19 protein-coding genes are annotated in these 22,543 nt (G+C 33.4%); 12 read left to right on the top strand and 7 right to left on the bottom strand.

Annotated features, from left to right (window positions below; translation table 11 throughout):
* Positions 1-54: 54 nt before the first annotated feature.
* Positions 55-3,156, top strand: a complete 3,102-nt coding sequence (locus CN692_RS16000; RefSeq protein WP_098120171.1) for an efflux RND transporter permease subunit — start codon at positions 55-57, stop codon at positions 3,154-3,156.
* Between the two features lie 84 nt (positions 3,157-3,240).
* Here CN692_RS16000 and CN692_RS15995 read toward each other — a convergent pair whose 3' ends face one another.
* Together CN692_RS15995 and CN692_RS15990 are read right to left on the bottom strand one after the other, a co-directional pair.
* Positions 3,241-3,531, bottom strand: coding sequence for a HesB/YadR/YfhF family protein (locus tag CN692_RS15995; protein WP_098120170.1), 291 nt, complete (start codon positions 3,529-3,531; stop codon positions 3,241-3,243).
* Positions 3,532-3,718: 187 nt separating this feature from the next.
* Positions 3,719-4,417, bottom strand: coding sequence for an FTR1 family protein (locus tag CN692_RS15990; RefSeq protein ID WP_179865698.1), 699 nt, complete (start codon positions 4,415-4,417; stop codon positions 3,719-3,721).
* A gap of 147 nt (positions 4,418-4,564) precedes the next feature.
* On the opposite strand from CN692_RS15990, the gene CN692_RS15985 reads away from it, so the two are divergent.
* From CN692_RS15985 to CN692_RS15960, 6 genes are all read left to right on the top strand, one after another.
* Positions 4,565-4,900: an MGMT family protein gene (locus CN692_RS15985; protein ID WP_098120168.1), complete on the top strand. Its 336-nt coding sequence runs from the start codon at positions 4,565-4,567 to the stop codon at positions 4,898-4,900.
* Between the two features lie 238 nt (positions 4,901-5,138).
* Complete coding sequence (locus CN692_RS15980) at positions 5,139-5,756, top strand: DUF4004 family protein (protein ID WP_098120167.1); 618 nt, start codon at positions 5,139-5,141, stop codon at positions 5,754-5,756.
* Entirely contained in the window at positions 5,753-6,589 is an 837-nt protein-coding gene (locus CN692_RS15975) for a polymer-forming cytoskeletal protein (protein ID WP_098120166.1), read from the top strand. Before CN692_RS15980 ends, CN692_RS15975 begins: the two co-directional genes overlap by 4 nt.
* A gap of 215 nt (positions 6,590-6,804) precedes the next feature.
* Entirely contained in the window at positions 6,805-8,481 is a 1,677-nt protein-coding gene (locus tag CN692_RS15970) for a glycoside hydrolase family 13 protein (RefSeq protein ID WP_098120165.1), read from the top strand.
* Positions 8,482-9,281: 800 nt separating this feature from the next.
* The gene (locus tag CN692_RS15965) at positions 9,282-9,740 is read left to right on the top strand and encodes a C40 family peptidase (RefSeq protein ID WP_098120164.1); all 459 of its coding nucleotides are present in this window, start codon (positions 9,282-9,284) and stop codon (positions 9,738-9,740) included.
* A 151-nt stretch (positions 9,741-9,891) separates the two neighbouring features.
* Positions 9,892-10,653, top strand: coding sequence for a prepilin peptidase (locus CN692_RS15960; protein WP_257144049.1), 762 nt, complete (start codon positions 9,892-9,894; stop codon positions 10,651-10,653).
* Between the two features lie 63 nt (positions 10,654-10,716).
* On the opposite strand, the gene CN692_RS15955 is transcribed toward CN692_RS15960, so the two are convergent.
* Complete coding sequence (locus CN692_RS15955) at positions 10,717-11,271, bottom strand: thioredoxin family protein (protein ID WP_098120163.1); 555 nt, start codon at positions 11,269-11,271, stop codon at positions 10,717-10,719.
* A gap of 127 nt (positions 11,272-11,398) precedes the next feature.
* Between CN692_RS15955 and CN692_RS15950 the strand changes: the two genes are divergently transcribed.
* Positions 11,399-13,786 carry a penicillin acylase family protein gene (locus CN692_RS15950; protein WP_098120162.1) on the top strand — a complete coding sequence of 796 codons (2,388 nt, stop codon included), beginning with the start codon at positions 11,399-11,401 and terminating at the stop codon, positions 13,784-13,786.
* Positions 13,787-14,239: 453 nt separating this feature from the next.
* Complete coding sequence (locus CN692_RS15945) at positions 14,240-15,115, top strand: patatin-like phospholipase family protein (protein ID WP_098120161.1); 876 nt, start codon at positions 14,240-14,242, stop codon at positions 15,113-15,115.
* Positions 15,116-15,416: 301 nt separating this feature from the next.
* On the opposite strand, the gene CN692_RS26205 is transcribed toward CN692_RS15945, so the two are convergent.
* Together CN692_RS26205 and CN692_RS15940 are read right to left on the bottom strand one after the other, a co-directional pair.
* Positions 15,417-15,560 carry a hypothetical protein gene (locus CN692_RS26205; protein ID WP_179865700.1) on the bottom strand — a complete coding sequence of 48 codons (144 nt, stop codon included), beginning with the start codon at positions 15,558-15,560 and terminating at the stop codon, positions 15,417-15,419.
* A 187-nt stretch (positions 15,561-15,747) separates the two neighbouring features.
* Positions 15,748-17,067, bottom strand: a complete 1,320-nt coding sequence (locus CN692_RS15940) for an NCS2 family permease (RefSeq protein ID WP_098120160.1) — start codon at positions 17,065-17,067, stop codon at positions 15,748-15,750.
* Between the two features lie 186 nt (positions 17,068-17,253).
* Between CN692_RS15940 and CN692_RS15935 the strand changes: the two genes are divergently transcribed.
* Positions 17,254-18,120 (top strand): SDR family oxidoreductase, encoded by an 867-nt coding sequence (locus tag CN692_RS15935; protein WP_098120159.1) that lies wholly within the window; start codon positions 17,254-17,256, stop codon positions 18,118-18,120.
* Between the two features lie 47 nt (positions 18,121-18,167).
* Here the strand turns inward: CN692_RS15935 and CN692_RS15930 are convergent, their stop codons facing one another.
* A complete protein-coding gene (locus CN692_RS15930; protein ID WP_098120158.1) occupies positions 18,168-18,380 on the bottom strand; it encodes a DUF1540 domain-containing protein in 213 nt (70 codons plus the stop codon).
* Positions 18,381-18,554: 174 nt separating this feature from the next.
* On the opposite strand from CN692_RS15930, the gene CN692_RS15925 reads away from it, so the two are divergent.
* Positions 18,555-20,279: a phospho-sugar mutase gene (locus CN692_RS15925; RefSeq protein WP_098120157.1), complete on the top strand. Its 1,725-nt coding sequence runs from the start codon at positions 18,555-18,557 to the stop codon at positions 20,277-20,279.
* A gap of 37 nt (positions 20,280-20,316) precedes the next feature.
* On the opposite strand, the gene CN692_RS15920 is transcribed toward CN692_RS15925, so the two are convergent.
* Positions 20,317-20,577 (bottom strand): YhdB family protein, encoded by a 261-nt coding sequence (locus tag CN692_RS15920; protein WP_098120156.1) that lies wholly within the window; start codon positions 20,575-20,577, stop codon positions 20,317-20,319.
* A 776-nt stretch (positions 20,578-21,353) separates the two neighbouring features.
* Here CN692_RS15920 and CN692_RS15915 point away from each other — a divergent pair.
* Positions 21,354-22,543, top strand: a 1,190-nt coding sequence (locus CN692_RS15915) for a SpoVR family protein (RefSeq protein WP_142317532.1), incomplete at its 3' end; no start/stop codon positions are given.

The following is a 22,543-nucleotide window of genomic DNA, read 5'->3' as shown; positions in this document are numbered from 1 at the left end:
ATAAAATAATCAAGTATTAGAAATGTAACTAATGGAAGGAGAAATAAATACAATATGTTTGCAGGCTTAACAAAATTAAGTTTAAAGAATACCATCTCAGTGATTATATTAAGTGTTCTTGTATTAGTTGGTGGAATTTATTCAGCCCAAAAAATACAAATTGAAACATTTCCAGATGTTTCATTCCCAGCAGTTGCAGTTCAGGTAGTATATCCTGGTGCATCATCTGAGGATATAGAGTCAGAGGTCACAAAGCCAATCGAATCTGGTTTAATGAAGCTTGAAAACTATGATCAGTTAACTAGTACTTCAAGTGAAAATATGGCTTCAATCTTTTTAATTTATCCTTTTGGAACGGATATGGATAAAATTGAAAAAGATGTAGATAACGTAATCAACAAAACGAAATTACCTGACAAAGCTGAAGCAACAGTTCAACGAATTGCGATGGACTCTGCTCCAATTTATCAAGTAGCGATTGCAAATAATGGTCAAGCTAAAAATTTACAGCAATCAATCGAAAATGATTTACTACCTCAAATTAAAAAAATAACTGGTGTTAGTGATGTTAGTCTTCAAGGAACAAAAGAAGAAGAAATTCAAATCGTTGTAGATAACAAAAAAGCAGAAGAAAAAGGAATCTCATTAGATACAATTAAAACTGCAATTCAAGGCCTTGATTATGCAGTACCACTAGGTTCTGTTGAAAATAATGGCAAAACTGTATCTGTTCGAATGAAAGGTACGTTAAACTCAATCGATCAAATCAAAAAAACAGTTTTATCTAGTGCTGCTAGCCAAAGTGCACAAATGGGAGCTACGGCCGGTAGTGCACAATTAGGTAGAGGTGCAGGACAAGCTCAAAACTTAGTGCCAAAAAATGTTACAGTTGCTGATATTGCAGATGTAAAAGTAGTTTCGGTTCAAGATCAAATTTCAAGATATAACGGAAAAGAAAGTTATATTTTATCAGTATCTCAAACACAAGATTCAAATACAGCAGACGTTGCAACAGCTGTTAAGAAAGAAATTAAATCATTTAAGAAGGATAATAATGTAGAAACACATGTAATTATGGATAACGGGAAAGAAATTGAAAAATCCGTTAGTTCTTTAATTAAAGAAGGTCTACTTGGAGCTTTATTTACAGTCGTTGTTATTCTGTTATTCTTAAGAAATATTAGAGCGACTTTAATTTCAATTTTATCTTTACCAATCTCAATCTTTGCAACGATCTCAGTATTAAACTCATTAGGCTATACATTGAATATCATGACTTTAGGTGGTCTAGTTGTTGCAATTGGACGTATCGTTGATGATAGTATCGTTGTAATTGAAAATATATACAGATGGAAGCAACAAAAAGCTAATCAATTTAAGAGAAAAGAATTGGCTCTATTTGCAACAAAAGAAGTTATCGGAGCGATTGCCTCTTCTACATTTGCAACAGTAGTAGTATTTTTACCGTTAGCATTTGTAAGTGGAATTATTGGAGAATTCTTTAGACCGTTTGCGATTTCAGTAGTAGTTTCAATATTAACTTCTTTAATCGTTGCGATTATTCTAATTCCGACTTTAGGAGCAAAATTCTTATCTAAACCATTAAAAGAACATAGTAATGATACACGTTTTATGAGAAGATACGAAAAAATTCTTCGTTCTGCATTAAAACGTAAATGGATTGTTCTTTTATTATCAATCGTTTTATTAGCAGGTTCATTGTCGATGATTCCTTTATTAGGATTCTCATTCTTACCTGGAAGTGTAAATAAAACTCTTCAAGTTACAGCTACTCTTCCATCAAATAGTACAGTTGCACAATCTAATTTAGTTGCCAAGGAAATCGAAAAATACTTTGCGGATTCTGACTTAATTGATAGTGTACAAGCTACTGTCGGTGGTAAACGTGATTTTATGATGAATATGGATGGCGGTAAAAATAAAGCGGTCTTCCAAGTTAATCTAAAAAATGGAAAGAATATGGATAAAGAACTTTCAAAAATCACAAAAGAAGTGCCTTCTATTGTTGATGCGAAAGTTAAAGGTACAACAATTGTAGCAAAAGAGCTTTCTCAAAATGGTCCACCAACAGGAAACAATATTGATGTAAATCTATACTCTGCTAACTTTACTGAGTTAAAAGATGCAGCATCAAAAATTGAGAAAGAATTAAATAATGATGATCGTTTAAAAAATGTTACGAATAATTTAAAAGATGTACAACCAAAATTAGAAATAACATTAAACGATAAAGCACGTGATGAAAATATTTCAATGTTCCAAGTAATGGGAGCAATTAACGAAAAAATTAACGACGTTGAAATCGGCGATTATGATTTAAACGGAGAAACAAATAAACTAACTGTTGGTTATAAAGATAAAGCAAGTACAAAAGAAGACCTTGAAAACATCAAAATTATGACTGCTACAGGTCCAAAAGCAATAAAAGACTATGTAACAATTTCTCAAAAGGATGCACCGGTTTCAATCAACCATGATGATGGAAAAATGTATGCATCAGTAAGTGCTGAAGTAAAAGGTAAAGACACTGCAGCAATTACAAAAGACGTAACAAAACAATTAAAGAAAATTGATCTTCCTAATAGTGTCGATATGAAAATTGGCGGCGGTTTAGATATGATTACAGATGGATTCAGCAGTCTTGGTATAGCAATGGTAGTTGCTGTTGGATTAGTATTCCTAATCATGAGCATGACATTTGGTGGCTTAAGAACACCGTTTGTCATATTATCGTCATTAATCTTCGTACCAGTAGGAGCTTTCTTAGCACTTTATATCGGAAAGCAAACACTATCAATGAGTGCAATGATCGGATTATTAATGTTGATTGGTATCGTTGTAACAAACGCAGTTGTATTATTAGACCGTGTTGAACACAACCGTAAAAAAGGATTAGAAGTAACTGACGCATTAATCGAAGCTTCAAAAACAAGATTACGTCCAATCCTAATGACAGCATTAGCAACAATCCTTGCATTAGTTCCAATGGCACTTTCAAATTCAACATCTGGTTTAATTTCGAAAGGCCTAGCAGTAACTGTAATCGGTGGTTTAACAACTTCAACATTCTTAACATTAATCATCATTCCAGTTATCTACAAATTAGTAAGTAAAAAGAAAAAAATAGAAGAATAAACAAAAAGAGTGTCTCACATAAATTGTGAGGCACTCTTTTCAATTGAAACAGAAAATGGGATAGGTGTTACCTAAGCTCATTTTTTATTTAGGTTCATAACTAAAATGTAATTCTTTTTGATCGTCTATAATTACATTCAAATTATAGTCTTTGAAATACCATAAATCAGTCTCATTAATAAAATAAACAACATTATTAATCGTAATAGATTCTCCAATATTAACTGGTTGTTCCTTTGTTACACCTAATGAATAACCTTTATGTATTGTACTATTTCCACCATATCTTGCGAAAAAACGAACTGTATCTCCTTCTTTCACATTCATCTCATCTTGGAACCATTTTATTGCGTCATCAGTAATTGTAATTTTCATTCCAACCGTCCTTTCGATATCTTATAAAAGTATTATAGTATGAATGTGAAAAACTATACAGAAAAGTGATAGTAAGGAAACTAATAATTTAAGTATGGTTGCAATTGTTGAAATAACAGTAAAACCCACAAGGTATTTTACACCCTGTGGGTTTTCGTTATTATGAGACATTTGCTTAAGGTAATCTTTATTTCTTGAAGAATGATAAAATGTTGTTTTTAAATAAAACAAATAGTGAAATGACGACAAAAGCATAATAGACAATTTGTTCAACTAATGATGAAGCATCTACAAATGAGAAAACTCCTTCAGTAAATACTTTTCCTCCAAAGAAAATTAATAGAATACCTAGTAAAGTAAAAATGACTTTAATATTTAAATTGATTGTAGTTTTGATAAATAAATATGCGATTAGGATTGCTGAGAGAATACCTAGTAGAATTGCAATCATTCCAACAAACTCGATTGTTTGAGCATTTGATAAAACAAATAAAACTAGCTCTAAGCCCTCACGTATTACAAATACACTCGCCATTAAAAATAATGATAAATTATTATCTTTAATTTTAACTTCTGATTTCATCTTTTCTGAAATATTAATGCTACTTTGACCACTTAACCAGTAGATAAAGTAAAAAATTAATAACGCTGCAATTAATTGTATTACGCCCTCAATAGTATGTTCAATATTTGCATTTAGATCACCGAATGTTGAAAATAAGAAAAATCCAGCGAAAATACTAACGACTACTCCTAGAAGTGTACCGTAAATAACCGACTTGATTAAATGATTCTTTTTACTCTGTATTAAAGTAATGAGTAAAAATCCAATCACTAAGGATACCTCAAGACCTTCTCTCAATGCTATTAAAAAATTAGCGTTCAATTCACTATCTTCCTCCTTAATATTTTTAAATCTACTAACTAGATTATTCTTACATAGTAGAATTGGACACTATTTTAATAAAATATAGGCATAATAAATTTTGTGGTAAAATTAATATAAAATGGCCCAAAACGTGAAGGGGAAAACATGGAATCTTTTACAAGTAGAGCAATTGAAATTATTAAAAATATCCCTTTAGGTAAAGTAATGACTTACGGTCAAGTTGCCAAATTAGCAGGAAGTCCTAGAGGCGCAAGACAAATTGTAAGAATCTTACATTCAATGACGCAAAAATATCAATTGCCATGGCATAGGGTATTGAATTCACAAGGGAAAATTGGAATCCAAGATGAAGTTGGAGCACTAAAGCAAAAGGAGCTCTTACAAAACGAAGGGGTTAAATTTATAGATGAGAAAACAATTGATTTAAAGGAATATCAAGTGGCTCTTGTTCTTGAAAAGGAAGATGTCGACTTAATTTAGCAGGAGCAACTGGAGCTTAAAAATGATATTTAATATCGTAAAAATTGAAATGAAGTATTACTCAAAATTCACAGATTAATGGATTTTGGGTATTTTTTTTTATGAAAAAGACTATAATTAGAACATTGTTACGCATAAAATTGTTGTAAAAAGAGAAAAGTTAGTGTCAAATGTGTTTTATGTGAATACTTTACAATGAAACATTGTTTTGTTATACTCGTGTCAGGAGGAATGTCATATGAGTGAAGAATTAGTTTCAAAAAAAGATTTACTACAACTTACAGGCATATCGTACGGACAGCTTTATAGATGGAAAAGAAAAAACATCATTCCTGAAGAGTGGTTTATGAAAAAATCAAGCTTTACTGGACAGGAAACGTTTTTTCCGAAGAAGCAAATTTTGGATCGGATTGAAAAAATAAAAGAGTTGAAGGATGATCAATCATTAGATGATATTGCGAGAGTGTTTTCAATCAATGAAGAAATCGTTTCTGATCGCGGGCATGCTACTTTATCTTTGGAGCAAGTCCCTAAACAAGTCCTACAAATATATCAAACACTTTTTCCAAATAATAAGTTAGAGCATTTAGGTACGGTTCAACTAAGTTCATTACTATGCGTGAACGACTGGCTTTCCAAAGGCACTTTAACGATTGATGAAGTAACACAATTTTTAAATTTAGTAGAAACACATAAAAAAGAAATTAAATTAGATGAAGCAATCGTAATTTATATTCGAAAATTTGGCATGGGCAATTGGATAATTGGTAATCGACATGAAACATTTGTTGATCAAAAGGACTCGATCTTAATCAATGTTGCTCTTTCAAGCTATTTAAATAAATCGGTTAAATAAATAATGGAGGAGAGATTATAGTGAGCGTGCAATCAAGGCAAGATGCGGTTATAAATGGTTCAGGAACAATTGGTTCTGGCAAATATGATGACGTTAGAATTAGTGGAAGCGGACGAATACTTGGTGATATTTTTTGTCATGAAGTGAAAGTAAGTGGCTCAGCTAAATTCAATGGAAAAGTTGAAACTGAATATTTTAATTGTAGCGGAAGCGCTAAATGTTTAAGTGACGTTGATGCGAAAAAAATGAGTGTCAGTGGCTCGGCTTCGATTGATGGTAAAGTTTCAGGTGGAGATGTGAATGTTAGCGGAAGCTTTAAAACAAAAGGTGACTTAAATGTTAAAAGTATTAATGTCTCAGGTTCAATGAAAACGACAGGTATAGTAAAGGCAGAAGTAATTACTGTAAAAGGATCGCTTTCAACGGAAAAAGGATCTGAATGTGAAGTATTTACAGCTAAGGGTCACTTATCAATGAATGGTTTATTAAATGCTGAAAACGTAAAAATTACACATGGCGGATTTGGTTATTTACCTCACAATGGATTTAGCTATATTCCTGAAATTGGTGGAGAAACAATTGAAATTAGTCGATTCGATGACAACAATATATTTGCACGACTTTTTAGTAAACTTTTTAATAATCGGTTGAATTTTAAAGCAGACGTGATCGAGGGTAGTGCTGTAAAAGTTGATTATACGACAGCGAGTGTCGTAAGAGGCGATGCTGTAACAATTGGACCAAAATGTGTAATTGAACTAGTGGAATATACAGAAGATGTGCAAATACATCCTTCTGCAAAGGTAAACGATGTAAAAAAATTAGAACAATAAGTAGAAGTAAACGAAAAGCGGCTTAAGTAATTTCTAGCCGCTTTTTTCTATTATGTGCAAGCTGGCGTCGATTTCAGTTATTGAACTATAACTAGTAGAATGTTAAGATATTATTGTGCAAACGATTGCAATGAAATTAGTAATCATCTTTTTTATCGTATTTATTATTATAACTAATATTGAAAACGCTTTTATGCATTTGGAGGAGAGAGATTATGACAAATCAAAGTTGGTGGAAGGAAGCGGTTGCCTACCAAATTTATCCACGTAGTTTCATGGATTCAAACGGTGATGGAATCGGTGACTTAAGAGGGGTAATTTCAAAATTAGATTATTTAAAAGAATTAGGAATAGATGTTATATGGATTTGTCCATTTTATAAATCACCAAATGATGATAATGGTTATGATATCTCAGATTATCAGGACATTATGGATGAATTCGGTACAATGGCTGATTTTGATGAGCTATTAGAAGGTGTACATCAAAGAGGAATGAAACTCATTTTAGATTTAGTCGTCAATCACACAAGTGATGAGCATCCTTGGTTCTTAGAATCTAAAAAGTCTAAGGATAATCCTTACAGAGACTACTATATTTGGAGAGAAGGAAATAAATCAGGTAAAGAGCCAAATAACTGGGAAAGTATTTTCGGTGGATCTGCATGGGAGTACGATGAAAATACAGAGGAATACTTCCTACATTTATTTTCTAAAAAGCAACCTGATTTAAACTGGGAAAACAAAGAAGTAAGACAAAAAATATATGACATGATTAACTGGTGGTTAGATAAAGGAATAGACGGCTTCCGTGTGGATGCAATAAGTCACATTAAGAAAAGAACAGGTTTTCCCGATATGCCAAATCCCAAGGAAGAAAAATATGTCGCAAGCTTTGATATGCATATGAACCAAGAAGGAATCCACAAATATTTAGACGAATTAAAGCGTGAAACCTTTGATAAATATGACATAATGACAGTTGGTGAAGCAAACGGCGTAACGACGAAAGATGCTCACCTATGGGTTGGAGAAAAAGAAGGTAAGTTCAATATGATTTTCCAATTCGAAAGCTTAGACCTTTGGAAGAAAACTGACGATTCTGAAACGTCAATCGCTGACTTAAAAGAAGTTCTTACTAAATGGCAAACTGGGCTAGACGGTTTCGGTTGGAATGCGTTATTTATAGAAAACCATGACATACCAAGAGCAGTAAGCACATTAGGAAATGATGCCGAAGCTTATTGGAAAAATTCCGCTAAAGCGATTGGATTAATGTATTTCTTTATGCAAGGAACACCATTCATTTACCAAGGGCAAGAAATTGGAATGACAAATGTTCATTACACATCAATCAACGACTATAATGATGTAAGTGCAAAAAATATGTACAATTCAATGATTGAAAATGGTTCAACAGAACAAGCTGTTTTAGACATTCTATGGAAAACGGGCCGTGATAATTCCCGTACACCTATGCAATGGAATAGCGAAGAAAACGCCGGATTTACGACGGGCAAACCTTGGCTTAAAACGAATGAAAACTTTAAAGAAATCAATGTTGAAACTCAACTAAAAGATGCTGACTCAATTTTATCATTCTATAAAAAGATGATTACATTACGTAAGCAAAATAAGACATTAGTTCATGCGCCCTATGAATACTTAGATGTAAAAAATGAACCTATTTATGCATATACTCGTAACGGAGAAAATGAAACATTCTTGGTAATCTCTAACTTATCTTCTGAGAAACAAAAATTTGTATTACCTAAAGAACTTACGAACAAGACTAGCGAATTATGTTTAACAAACATCAATCAAGCAGATCAGAAATTAGTTGAAAAAATGGAATTTAAACCTTTTGAAGCAAGAGTATATCGACTAGTATAATTCTAACGCTGAAATAGAGTAGACTTAAAAAACTGTCATATGGCAGTTTTTTTTTATGGCTGAAAAATGAGATTGCTAATTAATATTGCAAGGTAAAAGAGTTCGAATAAAAAAGGTGAAGCTGCAATTAAATCAGGGGAAGTGCAAATAAAAAAGGAGAAACCGCAATTAAATCAGGGGAAGTGCAAATAAAAAAGGTGAAACTGCAATTAAATTAGGAGAAGTGCAAATAAAAAGGCTGAAACTGCAATTAAAATCAGGGGAAGTGCAAATAAAAAGGCTGAAACTGCAATTAAATCAGAGGAAGTGCAAATAAAAAAGGAGAAACTGCAATTAAAATCAGCATAACTGCAAATAAGGGCAAGAATCATAAAGAAATTGAGTGAAATCATCAAAAAATAGAAGAGAAAACAATGAAAACTAAAGAAGCTCCATTAAATCTATAAATTCCCACGTTGAAATACGCATTCAAAGAAGGACAGATGACCTTATCAACAAATATCCTCGATATATCAACAAATATCACTAATATATCAACAAAAACCACCGATATATCAACAAAGTTCACAACTATATCAACAAAGTCCACTTAGTGTTCGCATTCCCCACATTCATAGCTCTACACTTCATCAATCTGAAAAATGACTGTCGAATGGCAGTCATTTTTTGTTGCACACTTTGGCAAAAACTTACATCGTTTTATAGTATTACAAACACTTCGACAATTTGTAACAATCCTGTAATGGCTTTCATTATTGTATTTTGCTAGACTTACATTATCAATGAAGGGGGAGAAAGTGATGAAAAAGCAATTAATGATAGCTTTCGTATGCTTACTGAGCATGGTATTTTTCACGACTAAATCACAAGCAGCATCTACATATAACCCGTACTCAAAGAAAAATCAGGTAACGGTAATCGCTAAAAAGTATACTGGAGTACCATATCGTTTTGGTGGTACAAGTACTAATGGTTTTGACTGCTCGGGATACGTTGGATATGTATATAACAAAGTAGGTAAAAAATTACCTCGTACTGCTTCATCAATGTATACTGTTAGTTCAATTGTTAAAAAACCCGTACCTGGAGATTTAGTTTTCTTCAAAAATACATATAAAAAAGGTATTAGCCACGTAGGAATTTTTATGGGAAATAACAATTTTATTTCAGCGACTTCAAGTAAGGGAGTAGCTGTTGTAAGTCTTTCTAATTCATATTGGAAACCAAAATTCGCGGGCTCAGGTAGTGTAATTAAATAAACTAACATAATAATAGAGCAATTTACTTTTCTTAAGAAAGGTAGATTGCTTTTTTTTATATTTCATAGAATGTTCCATTTTATGAAACAGGTAGAAGATCCCCGAATGTTATAATGAGATTCATTCATCATTTAAATATATTTTGAAGGAGATGGTAAACATAACCATAATCTACCTATCTTTTTTTCTACTAGGACTTGTGTTTGGTTCTTTTTTTAATGTGGTAGGAATAAGGGTTGCATTGGGTAAATCAATTATCTCACCAGGCTCAACTTGCCCAAATTGTTCACATAAACTAGGTGCTGCAGAGTTAATACCTGTACTTTCTTTTCTATTACAAAGAGGGAGGTGTAAAAGTTGTAAGCTACCAATTTCCAAGATGTATATTTTAATCGAATTAGTAACAGGTTTCTTATTCGTAATAGCAATCCATGAAATCGGCTTTCATAAAGAATTAATTATTTCATTGTCTTTCATTGCATTACTGATGATTATCGTGGTATCAGATAGTAGGTTTATGATGATCCCAAATCGGATTCTACTAATCTTTTTGTTTCTTTTTATACTTGAACGAATTTTTATTCCGTTGGATTCACGGTGGAGTAGTGTTGTGGGAGCGGTAGGAGCTTTCATGGTCTTGCTTCTTATTTCAATCATTAGTAAAGGTGGAATGGGAGGGGGAGATATAAAATTATTTGGTGTGCTTGGAATTATTTTAGGGTGGAAATTAACGCTCATTACATTTATGCTTTCATGCTTCTTAGGCTGTATGTTTGGATTACTTTTAATAATGAAGGATCGATCAAAGAAACGAAGTCCGATTCCTTTTGGACCATTCATTGCAGCAGGGGGAATCGTTAGTTACTTTTATAGCGAAAAATTATTAGAGATTTATCTTTCCATTTTTGGATGAAAGAACATGAAAAAAGGCTATTTAATTGAAATGTCCCTCAACTAAATAACCTCTACTTATTTATTATGAAAATAATTTATCTTCTACACTACTAATTACTGAATCCCAGTATTTTTTATCTTCTACGAAGTTTGTTCTGATTGCTTTAAATACTGCCGTTTGTTTTTCTTGGAAATTTGGATCTTCTTTATCTGGTAATTCTTTTTTCATTTCAGTTACAATTTCTTCAATCTCTGCAGAACGTGGACCCCATACATTTACTTCGTTCCCTTGCTCATCCATAAAAACAAATATTGGAATTGAACGAGATTTCCCATTCGTTAAATACTGATCCATTAATTCTAAGTTTTCATCTCGAATTAGGAATCTAGTATCTACATTTGCTATTTCCATCATTTTTTGAATAACTGGTATATTAAGTAATGCATCGCCACACCAATCTGCTGTTAAAGTTACAACTTTCCAATGACGATTTTTAAGTTGCTCAAGTTTTAATTGTGTATTTTCAGGAATTGTAACACCATTATAGATTTGTAAGAGTTCTTCCTTGTTTACATTCATTGCTTCTACATATTCTTGAAAAGTCATCCCTTTTTCGAACCAAGTATTTAACGCCATTGTAAACACTCCTTTATAGTTGATAAATAGTATTATACCGTATTCGTAATAAGAAGGAATGTAATAAGTATTGAAGAATGTATATACAGTATATATTTTATATGCAGTTTAAGCAGGAGGGAGAAAAATGAGTACGTCAATTGAGATATCTAAAAATCGAAAGCGCTTACCGAAGTGGGTTAAAATTACATCCGCAGTCTTAATTGTTATCATCTTGATCGTTGCGGGAACTGGTCTTTACTTAACAAAAAAATCATTACCAAGTATTAATGGAGATCTAACGATTAATCTATTGAATCATAAAGTAGAGGTCGTTAGGGATGTTAAAGGAGTACCTCATATAAGTGCAAAAAATTTACATGATTTATATGTGGCACAGGGATATGTAACTGCACAGGATCGTTTATTTCAAATGGACTTAAGCAGGAGACAAGCATCGGGGCAATTAAGTGAAGTAATCGGCGACGCAACAGTAGATCGTGACTCATATTTTCGAACCCTTGGCTTAAGGAGAGCTGCAGAAGCTTCTTATAGTAAATACGATAAAAATGCTCAAAATGTTTTAAATTGGTACGCAGAAGGAGTGAATGCGTACATTAACTATGCAAAGAAGGAAAATAAACTACCAATCGAATTTAAAATTTTAAAATATAAACCAACCAAATGGTCAGCAATTGATTCGCTTGTAATTGGGAAATATATGGCGTTCGATTTAGGCGGGCATTGGAATGAGCAAGCATTTCGATATTATGCTATGAATAAATTCCCAAAAGACAAGGCTTTGGAACTATTCCCTGCTAATAATGATTTAGACCCGTATATTATTCCAAGTGATACTGCAAAAGTAGATGTTGAAAAAAGCTTTGCGAGCGCAATCATTCCTCCTGTTTGGAACGGAAGTAATGATTGGGTAGTCAGTGGCTCTAAAACTAAGTCCGGCAAACCAATATTGGCAGATGACCCACATCTGGGATTAGCAACACCAGCGGTTTGGTATGAAACTCAATTAAAATCTGGTGATATGAATGTTAGTGGGGTAATTTTTGCTGGAGTGCCAGGTATTATCGTAGGTCATAATGAACATATTGCCTGGGGAGTAACGAATGTTGGCCCAGATGTACAGGATTTATATATTGAAAAACGAAATCCTAGCAAGTCAGACGAATTTTTGTATGACGGTAAATGGGAAAAAGCACAGGTTATAAATGAAACTATCAAAATAAAAGGTAAAAAGAGTAAAGTTTTACCTGTCATGATCACTAGACATGGACCAGTGATCTCAGAATTTGCAAGTGATGCCGGGAAGAAAACTGTATTTTCATTACAATGGACAGCGCTACAACCAACAACTGAGCTCGAAGCAGTGTTAAAGTTTGATGTTGCAAAGGATTGGAATACCTTTAAAGAAGGGCTAGCTTTATTTGAAGCACCTGCACAAAATTTCGTCTTTGCCTCAGATGACGGCACAATTGCCTATCGAGCAAACGGAAAAATTCCAATTCGTAAAAAAGGTAATGGTCTAATGCCAGTGCCAGGTTGGACTAGTGATTACGGTTGGAAAGGCTATATTCCATACGATAAATTACCAACGAGCGTAAATCCAAAAGAAGGATTTATATCATCTGCTAATAATAAAGTAGTAGATGATTCGTATCCATACCACATCTCAAATTCATGGGCACAGCCTTATCGTCAATTACGCATTCAAGAAGTATTAAAATCAAATGACAAACTGACCGTAAAAGATATGCAAAACCTGCAAATGGATGAAATGAACCTACAAGCAAGAGAACACGCACCGAAGTTTATTCAATCACTAAAACAAAATGAAAACCAACTAACATCTGTAGAAAAGGCAGCTTTAAAGAATCTCGAAAAATGGAATTTTGTAGATGATAAAAATGAGGCATCACCCCTTATATTCCAAATGTGGATGACAGAAATTAATAAAGCACTATTTGATAAACAAATCTCAAAAGACATGATGGATTTATTTGGGGATCAAAAAGTCGTAGTTGATCAACTTTTACGCGACAGTTTAAGTGGTAAAAAAGTAATCTGGATTGATGAACAAGGCGGAATTGACAAATTTTTATTAAAAACATTCAAAACAACAATTAAAAATATTAGTAAAGAAGATGGTAAAAAAGTATCTAATTGGAACTGGGGAGATCACCATAAAGTTGCTTTTGAACACCCACTATCAAGCATAAAAATTTTAAGCTATTTCTTTAACGCAAAAAACCCAACCCCGGTAGGTGGTAGTGCAACAACCGTTAAAGCTGCAGGGTATGATGACCAAGGAGTAGTAGACCACGGTGCGTCTTGGAGAACTGTAGTAGACTTCGCAGACTTAAGTAAATCAACAAACATAGTAGGTCCCGGACAATCTGGCAACCTCGGAAGCAAATGGTATAGCGACCAAATGGAAGACTGGGCAAACGGAACTTATCATACTACTTCGTTGAAAAATGTTGACGGTGAGAAAGAAATTTTGGGACCTGGGAAAAAGTAAATAGACGTTTTGGGCAGACCTCGTGGAGGTCTGTTTTTTTGCGAGAGGTGAGTTAAATAGGTGGAACTGGGCGATTTTTAAGGAAATCTGGTCAATTAATTATGTAATTGATTAGATTTGTGTGAAATCAGTTAATATAGTGATGGTTTTAGAGAAAACCGTTATGTTAATTTCTGTTTAATTGCATAATTGACTATTTTAATTGCAGTTTTGGGAAATTTAATTGCACTTTTGCCGATTTTATTTGCAGTTGATTAAATTTAATTGCACAATTGCTTGTTTTAATTGCAGTTTTCATAAATTTAATTGCACAATTGCTGATTTTATTTGCAGTTCATAATACCACAGAAACACGACTATTAACCCAACACCAATTTCTTCCCTTTCCTCACGCCATATACTAAAATATTTAAGTAGATTGTCTAAATCAACAGGAAAAAAGGGGGGCTGTAAATGAAGGATGGAATGGGCTTAGTTCTCGAAGGTGGCGGAATGAGAGGGATTTATACTGCTGGTGTTCTTGATTATTTTTTAGAACAAAATATAGAAATTCCTTATGTAATAGGTGTTTCTGCAGGTGCTTGTATGGGAACTTCTTATCTTTCGAAACAACACGGGCGTAATAAACGAGTGAATACGGAATTTTTACAGCATCCAGATTATATTTCTTTTAAAAATTTAATTCGTAATAAGCAGCTTTTTGGTATGGACTTATTATTTGATATTATTCCAAATGAATTAGATCCATTTGATTTTGATTCATTTTATAATGCTGAGCAAAAATTTGTGGTTGGTACGACTGATTGTGTTACGGGTAAACCCGTTTATTTTGATAAAAATCAAATTGTAGATTCAACTGATATGTTAAATATAATTCGAGCTTCAAGCTCGTTACCTTTTATGGCTCCGATTATTGAGTTTAATGAGCATTTCTTGTTGGATGGCGCCATTGCTGATCCGATTCCTATTTGTAAATCTGAATCTGATGGGAATAAGAAAAATATAGTTGTTTTAACTAGAAATGCTGGATATCGCAAAAAGCCTTCAAAAGGAACTTGGTATTTGCAGAAAAAATATAAAGAGTATCCTGGACTTATTCAGGCAGTTTTAAATCGATATGAGCTTTATAATAAACAGCTTGATTATATTGAGGAGCAAGAAAAGGCTGGGAATATTTTAGTTATTCGTCCTTTAAAAAAGTTAAAGGTTGGACGAATCGAACGAAACAAAGCTCGTCTTTTAGAGTTATATAAAGAGGGCTATGAAGATGCAAAAAGTCTTAGTGAACAAATCCAAGAATTTATTTCTTACGCAAAAACGACCTGTTAAAATGCAGGTCGTTTTTTTTATATTGAAAAAGCAATACAGACTGATTGAAAGCGCTTGTCTTCCAAGGCGTGAAACATTATGAGTTGTAGATTTGCTTATTGGTTAATTTGATGCTAATGAAACAGCGGAGAAATTCGAGCGTTTATCAACAGTGTGATCGACCTATAAATTTAGGTCGCTAATATAGGGGGAAGGGAGATAAATGATTAATCCTTATTATTGTTGTTGTTTTTGTTATTATTGTTCATCATGTTTTTCATCATCATTTCAAACATTACCATATCGACACCTAAACACGGATTCATACATCCACAGTTACTTCTTCTTCTGAAGCAACAGCTTCTGCAATTGCAGTTACAATCATGGCGACGGCAATCGCAACGATCTCTATCACAATCATCAAAATCGCAACGTCTTCTTCTGCAATCGTCACAATCACAGTCATTTCTTCTACAGCTACTTGAGTTCATGTTAACTTGATCTTGGTTGTTCCACATCGTAGAACACCTCCTTGATTAATCTACATATACAAGGTATGCATAGATGTCCTATCGAGGAAAGGCTAGTACCTAAATAAAAAATAAAAAAGCACATTAATCTTTTATAGATTATGTGCTTTGAATGATTTGAAATTAGTGTTGGAAGAAAGCTAATTGGATTAAGAATAAAATACCAAATATATAAATAACTGGTTTGACTTTTTTTGCTTTCCCTTTAACTATTTTTAATAGTGGGTACGTAATAAATCCAAGAGCAATACCTGTTGCAATACTTGAAGTAAGTGGCATTGAGAGAATTACTAAGAATGCTGGGAAAGCTTCCTCAAAGTTATCCCACTCAATATGACGAACGCTACCCATCATTAAGCAACCTACTACGATTAGTGATGGTGATGTAATTGCTGCAACATCAGAAATTGAATTAACAAGTGGGCTAAAGAATGCTGCAAAAACGAATAGTAATGCAACTACAAGTGCCGTTAAACCTGTTCTTCCTCCAGCAGCAACACCAGCTGTAGATTCGATATAAGCAGTTGTTGGTGAAGTACCGAACATTGCACCAATTGTTGTACCAAGAGAATCGGATAACATCGCACGACCAGTACGTTTCTCATCCTTCTTATTTAATAATCCCGCTTGTGATGCAACACCTAAGAATGTACCTGTCGTATCAAAAATTGTAACTAATAAGAATGAAAAGACAACTGAATATAGTCCATAATGAATCACATCTGAAAATGCAGTTATTGGATTAGAAACAATGATATGCTCAGGTAATTTAGGAAAAGAGAAGATGCTTCGGAAAGAGAAGATACTTCCTTTAATGTGTAACATTCCAGCAAAGCCTGCGATGATTGCTGTTGTAACCATTCCGAAGAATAAAGCTCCATTTACATTTAGGGCAAATAATATAACTGTAATTGCAATACCGACTAATGTAAGGACTACTCCTTTAGAATGTAGATCGCCTAATCCAACAAGATTATCTTTGTTAGCAACGATAATACCAGAAAGACGTAAGCCTATAAAAGCGATGAATAATCCAATTCCAACACTAATTGCATGTTTTAGTGTATTTGGAATTGCTTCTATTAAATGAGTTCTAAATTTAGTTAAAGATAAAATAACAAATAATATACCAGTAACAAATACTGCTGAAAATGCTAAATGATAAGAAATACCGTGTGCTTTTGAAACAACTGAATAAGCAAAATATGCATTCATTCCCATACCAGGAGCAATCGCAATAGGGTAGTTTCCGAACAATGCCATAAATAATGTTCCAACCAATGTTGCAATGATTGTTGCTGTAAATGCTTGGTTAAATGGAACACCAGCAGCGGATAATATAATAGGATTTATAATAATTATATAAGCCATAGTTAAAAAAGTGGTAAAGCCGGCTATAACTTCTGTTTTAACGGTGGTGTTAGCCTCTTTTAATTTAAACATAATCGTTCTCCTTGTTAAAAAATACGAATGATAAACTCAACAGTTATTAATAATATTCGTTTTATGCTAAAAGTGCAATACTTTTTTAGAATTTAACATCTTTTAACAATTGACTTATGTTTAGTATTCCAAAAAGTATGATTTGGGTATGCTAAATCTGAATTATTTATAAGGAGGATGTAGTAAATGACTCAAAAACAGTTTCCGACTAAATTTATTCCGCAGCATCAAAATAAGCAACCAGGTATCGAAAAGGAAATGACACCAATCCCTTTATCGGATGATCCAAATTACGTACCAAGTGGTAAATTAAAGGATAAAGTGGCCATTATTACCGGTGGAGATAGCGGAATCGGAAGAGCAGTTTCCATTTTATTTGCGAAAGAAGGAGCGTCTGTTTTTATTCCGTATTTTGATGAAGATGTCGACGCTGAAGATACAAAAAAATTCATTAATGACTTTGGTGGTAAATGTGAAATCATGAGATGCGATCTTCGAACTGAAGAAGTTTGTAAACAAGTCGTTCAAAATGCCATTCAATCATTCGGAAAAATCAATATTTTAGTGAACAATGCTGCTGTTCAGTATCCACAAAAGAATTTGGAAGACATTACCGAAGAACAATTAAGACGAACATTTGAAACAAATATTTTTTCAATGTTCTTTTTATCAAAAGCATGCCTTCCACATATGAAGCAAGGTGATTCAATCATTAATACGGCATCAATAACTGCATATAAGGGACATGATCAATTAATTGATTATTCAGCGACTAAAGGAGCAATTGTAACGTTTACTCGCTCACTTTCTACGAATCTTGCCCAAAAAGGAATTCGTGTGAATGGTGTAGCTCCTGGCCCAATTTGGACACCATTAATACCAGCAAGCTTTGATGAACAAGAAGTAGCGAAGTTTGGTAGCACAACACCGATGAAACGAGCTGGACAACCAGTAGAGCTCGCACCTGCTTATCTATACTTAGCTAGTAATGAAGCTTCCTATATTACAGGACAAATGATGCATGTAAATGGTGGAGTCATTGTGAACGGATAATAAATAAAAAGGTGCCATATACGGTTTATGTACATGGCACCACTTCATTAATATTTAGGTCGAAATGTGTGACAGCAAGTTTCACCACTATGAACGGCAGAAGTAGTTATTTGACCGTCTAATACTGCGTTTTGAATTGTTAAATCAACGTCGTTTGAGTATTCATAAGCTTCTGTTTGAACAAGAATTGAATCTGCTTGGCAAAAGTTTCCTTGTCCCCAAAAATTACAATTAGCAACACTACATCTTATTTCTGGCATGAACTCGCCCTCCTTTGTTTTTATTTTCTACATACTTTGCAATCTCATTCAGATTTAAAGTAGGACCATTGTAGAATTTTTAAGGAGAATATTGTAAACTTTTATCAAGATAGAAGGAGTTAGGAAGACTTTTATCGAATCAAAACTCTGATTAAGTATAGGAGGAGAACAAATATGAATTGGGAAACAACTTATAAAAAATGGATTAAATCACCGACATTAGATCAAGAATTGAAAGAGCAATTAATTAAACTTGAGAATAATCAGCTTATACTTAAGGAAAGCTTCTATCAAAATTTAGAATTCGGAACTGGTGGTATGCGCGGAGAAATCGGACCAGGTACGAATCGTATGAACATCTATACAATTCGCAAAGCATCTGCTGGTTTTGCAAAATATATTGAAAGCTTTGGTGAAGAAGCTAAAAACCGTGGCGTCGCAATTGCTTTCGATTCACGTCATAAAAGTCCTGAATTTGCAATGGAAGCAGCAAAAACATTAGCAACACATGGTATTAAAGCATATGTATTCAATGAATTACGTCCAACACCAGAATTATCATTTGCTGTACGTAGCTTAAACTGCTTCGGTGGAATTGTTATAACAGCTAGTCATAATCCACCTGAATATAATGGATTTAAAGTTTATGGCGATGATGGTGGTCAATTACCTCCAGCTGCTGCTGACCAAGTAATTGATTACGTTAATTCATTTGAAAATGAGTTAGAAATTGAAGTATCTTCTGAATACGAATTAGTTGAAAAAGGCTTAATACATAGATTAGATGAAGAGATGGACAAATTATATGTGGAGCAATTAAAAACAGTTGTTGTAAACAATGATTTAGTTCAAGAACATGGTAAAGATTTAAAAATTGTTTTCACACCATTACACGGCACAGCATTAATACCTGCAACGATGTCATTAAAAGCTGTTGGCTTTGAAAATGTAACAGTTGTGAAAGAACAAGCAATAGCAGATCCGAATTTTACAACAGTAAAATCACCAAACCCTGAAGAACACGCTGCATTTGAATATGCAATTCGTTACGGTAAAGAAATTGATGCTGACGTATTAATCGCAACTGATCCTGACGCAGACCGTTTAGGAATCGCTACAAAAAACGAAAATGGCGAATACGTAGTGCTAACAGGAAATCAAACAGGAGCATTAATGCTTCATTATTTATTAAGTCAACAAGATATTCCTTCGAACGCGTTATTGCTAAAAACTATCGTTACTTCAGAATTCGGTCAAGTAATCGCATCTAAATTTGGTGTTAAAACAATTGATACACTTACTGGATTTAAATTTATCGGTGAGAAAATTAAAGAATATGAACAAACAAATGAATATTCATTCTTATTCGGATATGAAGAAAGCTACGGTTATTTAATTAAGCCATTTGTTCGCGATAAAGATGCAATCCAAGCAACAGTACTTGCTGCAGAAATTGCTACTTATTATAAAACAAAAGGTATGACTTTATATGAAGGTCTAAATAGCTTATACGAACAATATGGTTACTACTTAGAAGGATTAAAATCATTAACATTAAAAGGAATTGAAGGAACAGAAAAAATCCAATCGATTTTAACTAATTACCGTCAAAACCCACCTACTGATATTAATGGCTTAAAAGTAGTTACTGTTGAAGACTACAAACTTCAAGAGAAAACAACATTAGAAACTGGAGAGAAAGAACAAATTCTTCTACCAAAATCAAATGTATTAAAGTATCACCTTGAAGACGGCTCATGGGTATGCCTACGTCCATCAGGAACTGAACCAAAAATTAAATTCTATTTTGGAATCGTTGGACAATCTCGTGAAAACAGCATCCAAAAATTGGATAGTTTACAACAAGCATTTATGGAAAAAATTGAAGTATTAGTCTAAAAAAAAGAGCGACTATTTTGTCGCTCTTTTTGTCTATTTAAAGATGTTCTAATGATGATATGAAAGATTGTTCCTGGGCACTTTCATCCCTAGTAGCATGCTCAATATGCTGGAACATTCCTTTTAATTTTTCATCAATAATCGCTAAGTCCCTCTCGTATTTAAAAGCATGCAGAAAATGTTCAATACGCTTTGAAAAAAGCTCGTCTTTCGTATTTACCATTAACACGAGAAGCTTATCCCATTGACAACAATAAGTGTAATACAATGCTAAATCATAATCGGATTGTGCTTGCATTGTGAACCTCCTTTTAGAGGGTACACATAGTTTATGGCGAAAAAAAATAATTAGCCTTGAGAGAATTTGACAAAGTGCTAGTGTAGAGGTTAGGTAAAATAAGGATGGATATTTTAGTGGTTGGAAAAGCAGATGGTACCGGGGATTAGGGAAGGTAGAATATTTAAGTAACTTAGATCATTTCTGGTCGATTTTGATTAATTTATTAAAGACGGGGCTTAATTTTAGTTCGGTAGGGTCAAAATAAGATGGAAATGAGCTAATTTTTAGTGATTTACAGTTATTTTTAAGGTTTGTTTGAAGTTTATTTGCGATTTCCGGAATTTAATTGCGATTTCCGGAATTTATTTGCGATACTCGGAATATATTTGCGATTCCCGGAATTTATTTCCGATACTCGGAATTTAATTGCGATTCCAGATTTATTCTCGATCCCGGAATTTGACTGAGCTATTTTCAGCAATCTTTCTTTCCAGATCATAAGAATACTTTTATTAAAACTAGAGATACTAACATTAAATAAATTCAAACCTAAACACTAGGGAAATTATGACCCTAAAATGGAAATTCCACAAAAAATAAAAAATTTCAAAAACAAGTTATATCCATCGCATAAAAAAAATAAAATGAACTACCGTATGAAATTTTTTCATACGTTTTTTTGCATTTTTCAATTTCGAATAAAGCTTATGAATATAGTAGAGATATGACTATTTTTACATTAATTCTATTTTCTGTTCATAGAATAATATAAGAAGAGACAGGAGGAGAGTGTGATGAAGGCAAGTGATTATAGGGCTTTGGAATATGCAATCGATGAAATAACAGAAATTGCGAGAGGATTTGGGCTAGATTTTTACCCAATGCGCTATGAAATCTGTCCTGCAGATATTATTTATACTTTTGGAGCATATGGTATGCCTACAAGATTCTCTCACTGGAGCTTCGGAAAACAGTTTTATAAGATGAAGCTTCATTACGATTTAGGATTAAGTAAAATTTACGAATTAGTTATTAACTCTGACCCATGTTACGCGTTTTTATTAGATACAAACTCTCTCGTTCAAAATAAATTAATCGTTGCACACGTTTTAGCCCATTGTGACTTCTTTAAAAATAACATTCGTTTCTCAAATACAAAGCGAGATATGGTTGAAAGTATGGCAGCTACTGCTGAACGAATTAAGCACTATGAACATATTTACGGAAAACAAGAAGTAGAAAATTTCCTAGATGCAGTCCTCTCCATTCAAGAACATATTGATCCATCATTAATGAGACCAAAACTGGCATATGATTTAGAAAATGATTTTCCACTTAAAGAGAAGAAAAGAGTTACACCATATGATGATCTTTGGAATATGGATCTCAGTAAAGAGAAGAAAAATGATTCAAATCTTATCCCTATTAAACGGAAACAATTCCCACCTCAACCGGAAAAAGATATCCTCTTATTTATTGAAGAATACTCAAGAGAACTAGAAGAATGGCAACGTGACATTTTGACAATGTTACGTGAAGAAATGCTTTATTTCTGGCCACAGCTTGAGACGAAAATTATGAATGAAGGCTGGGCAAGTTACTGGCACATCCGCATCATGCGCGAACTGAACCTAGACTCAAACGAAGCAATCGAATACGCGAAACTAAACGCAGGAGTAGTTCAACCTTCTAAAACAAGTATTAATCCATACTACTTAGGACTAAGAATGTTTGAAGATATCGAAGAACGATATAATAATCCAACAAAAGAAATGAAAGAATTAGGCGTTAAACCTGGCAGCGGTCGAGAAAAAATGTTTGAAGTACGAGAGTTAGAGTCTGATAGTTCATTTATCCGAAACTACTTAACAAAAGAGCTTGTCATGCGAGAAGATATGTATTTATTCCAGCGACAAGGAAAGGAATATAAAGTTACTGATAAGGCATGGGAAAATGTAAGAGATCAACTTGTAGTTAGTCGAGT

Origin of the sequence: Bacillus sp. AFS002410 (genome assembly GCF_002556365.1) — a bacterium.
In the GTDB taxonomy this organism is placed as follows: domain Bacteria; phylum Bacillota; class Bacilli; order Bacillales; family Bacillaceae_G; genus Gottfriedia.
This window is presented reverse-complemented; position numbering and strand designations above follow the sequence as displayed.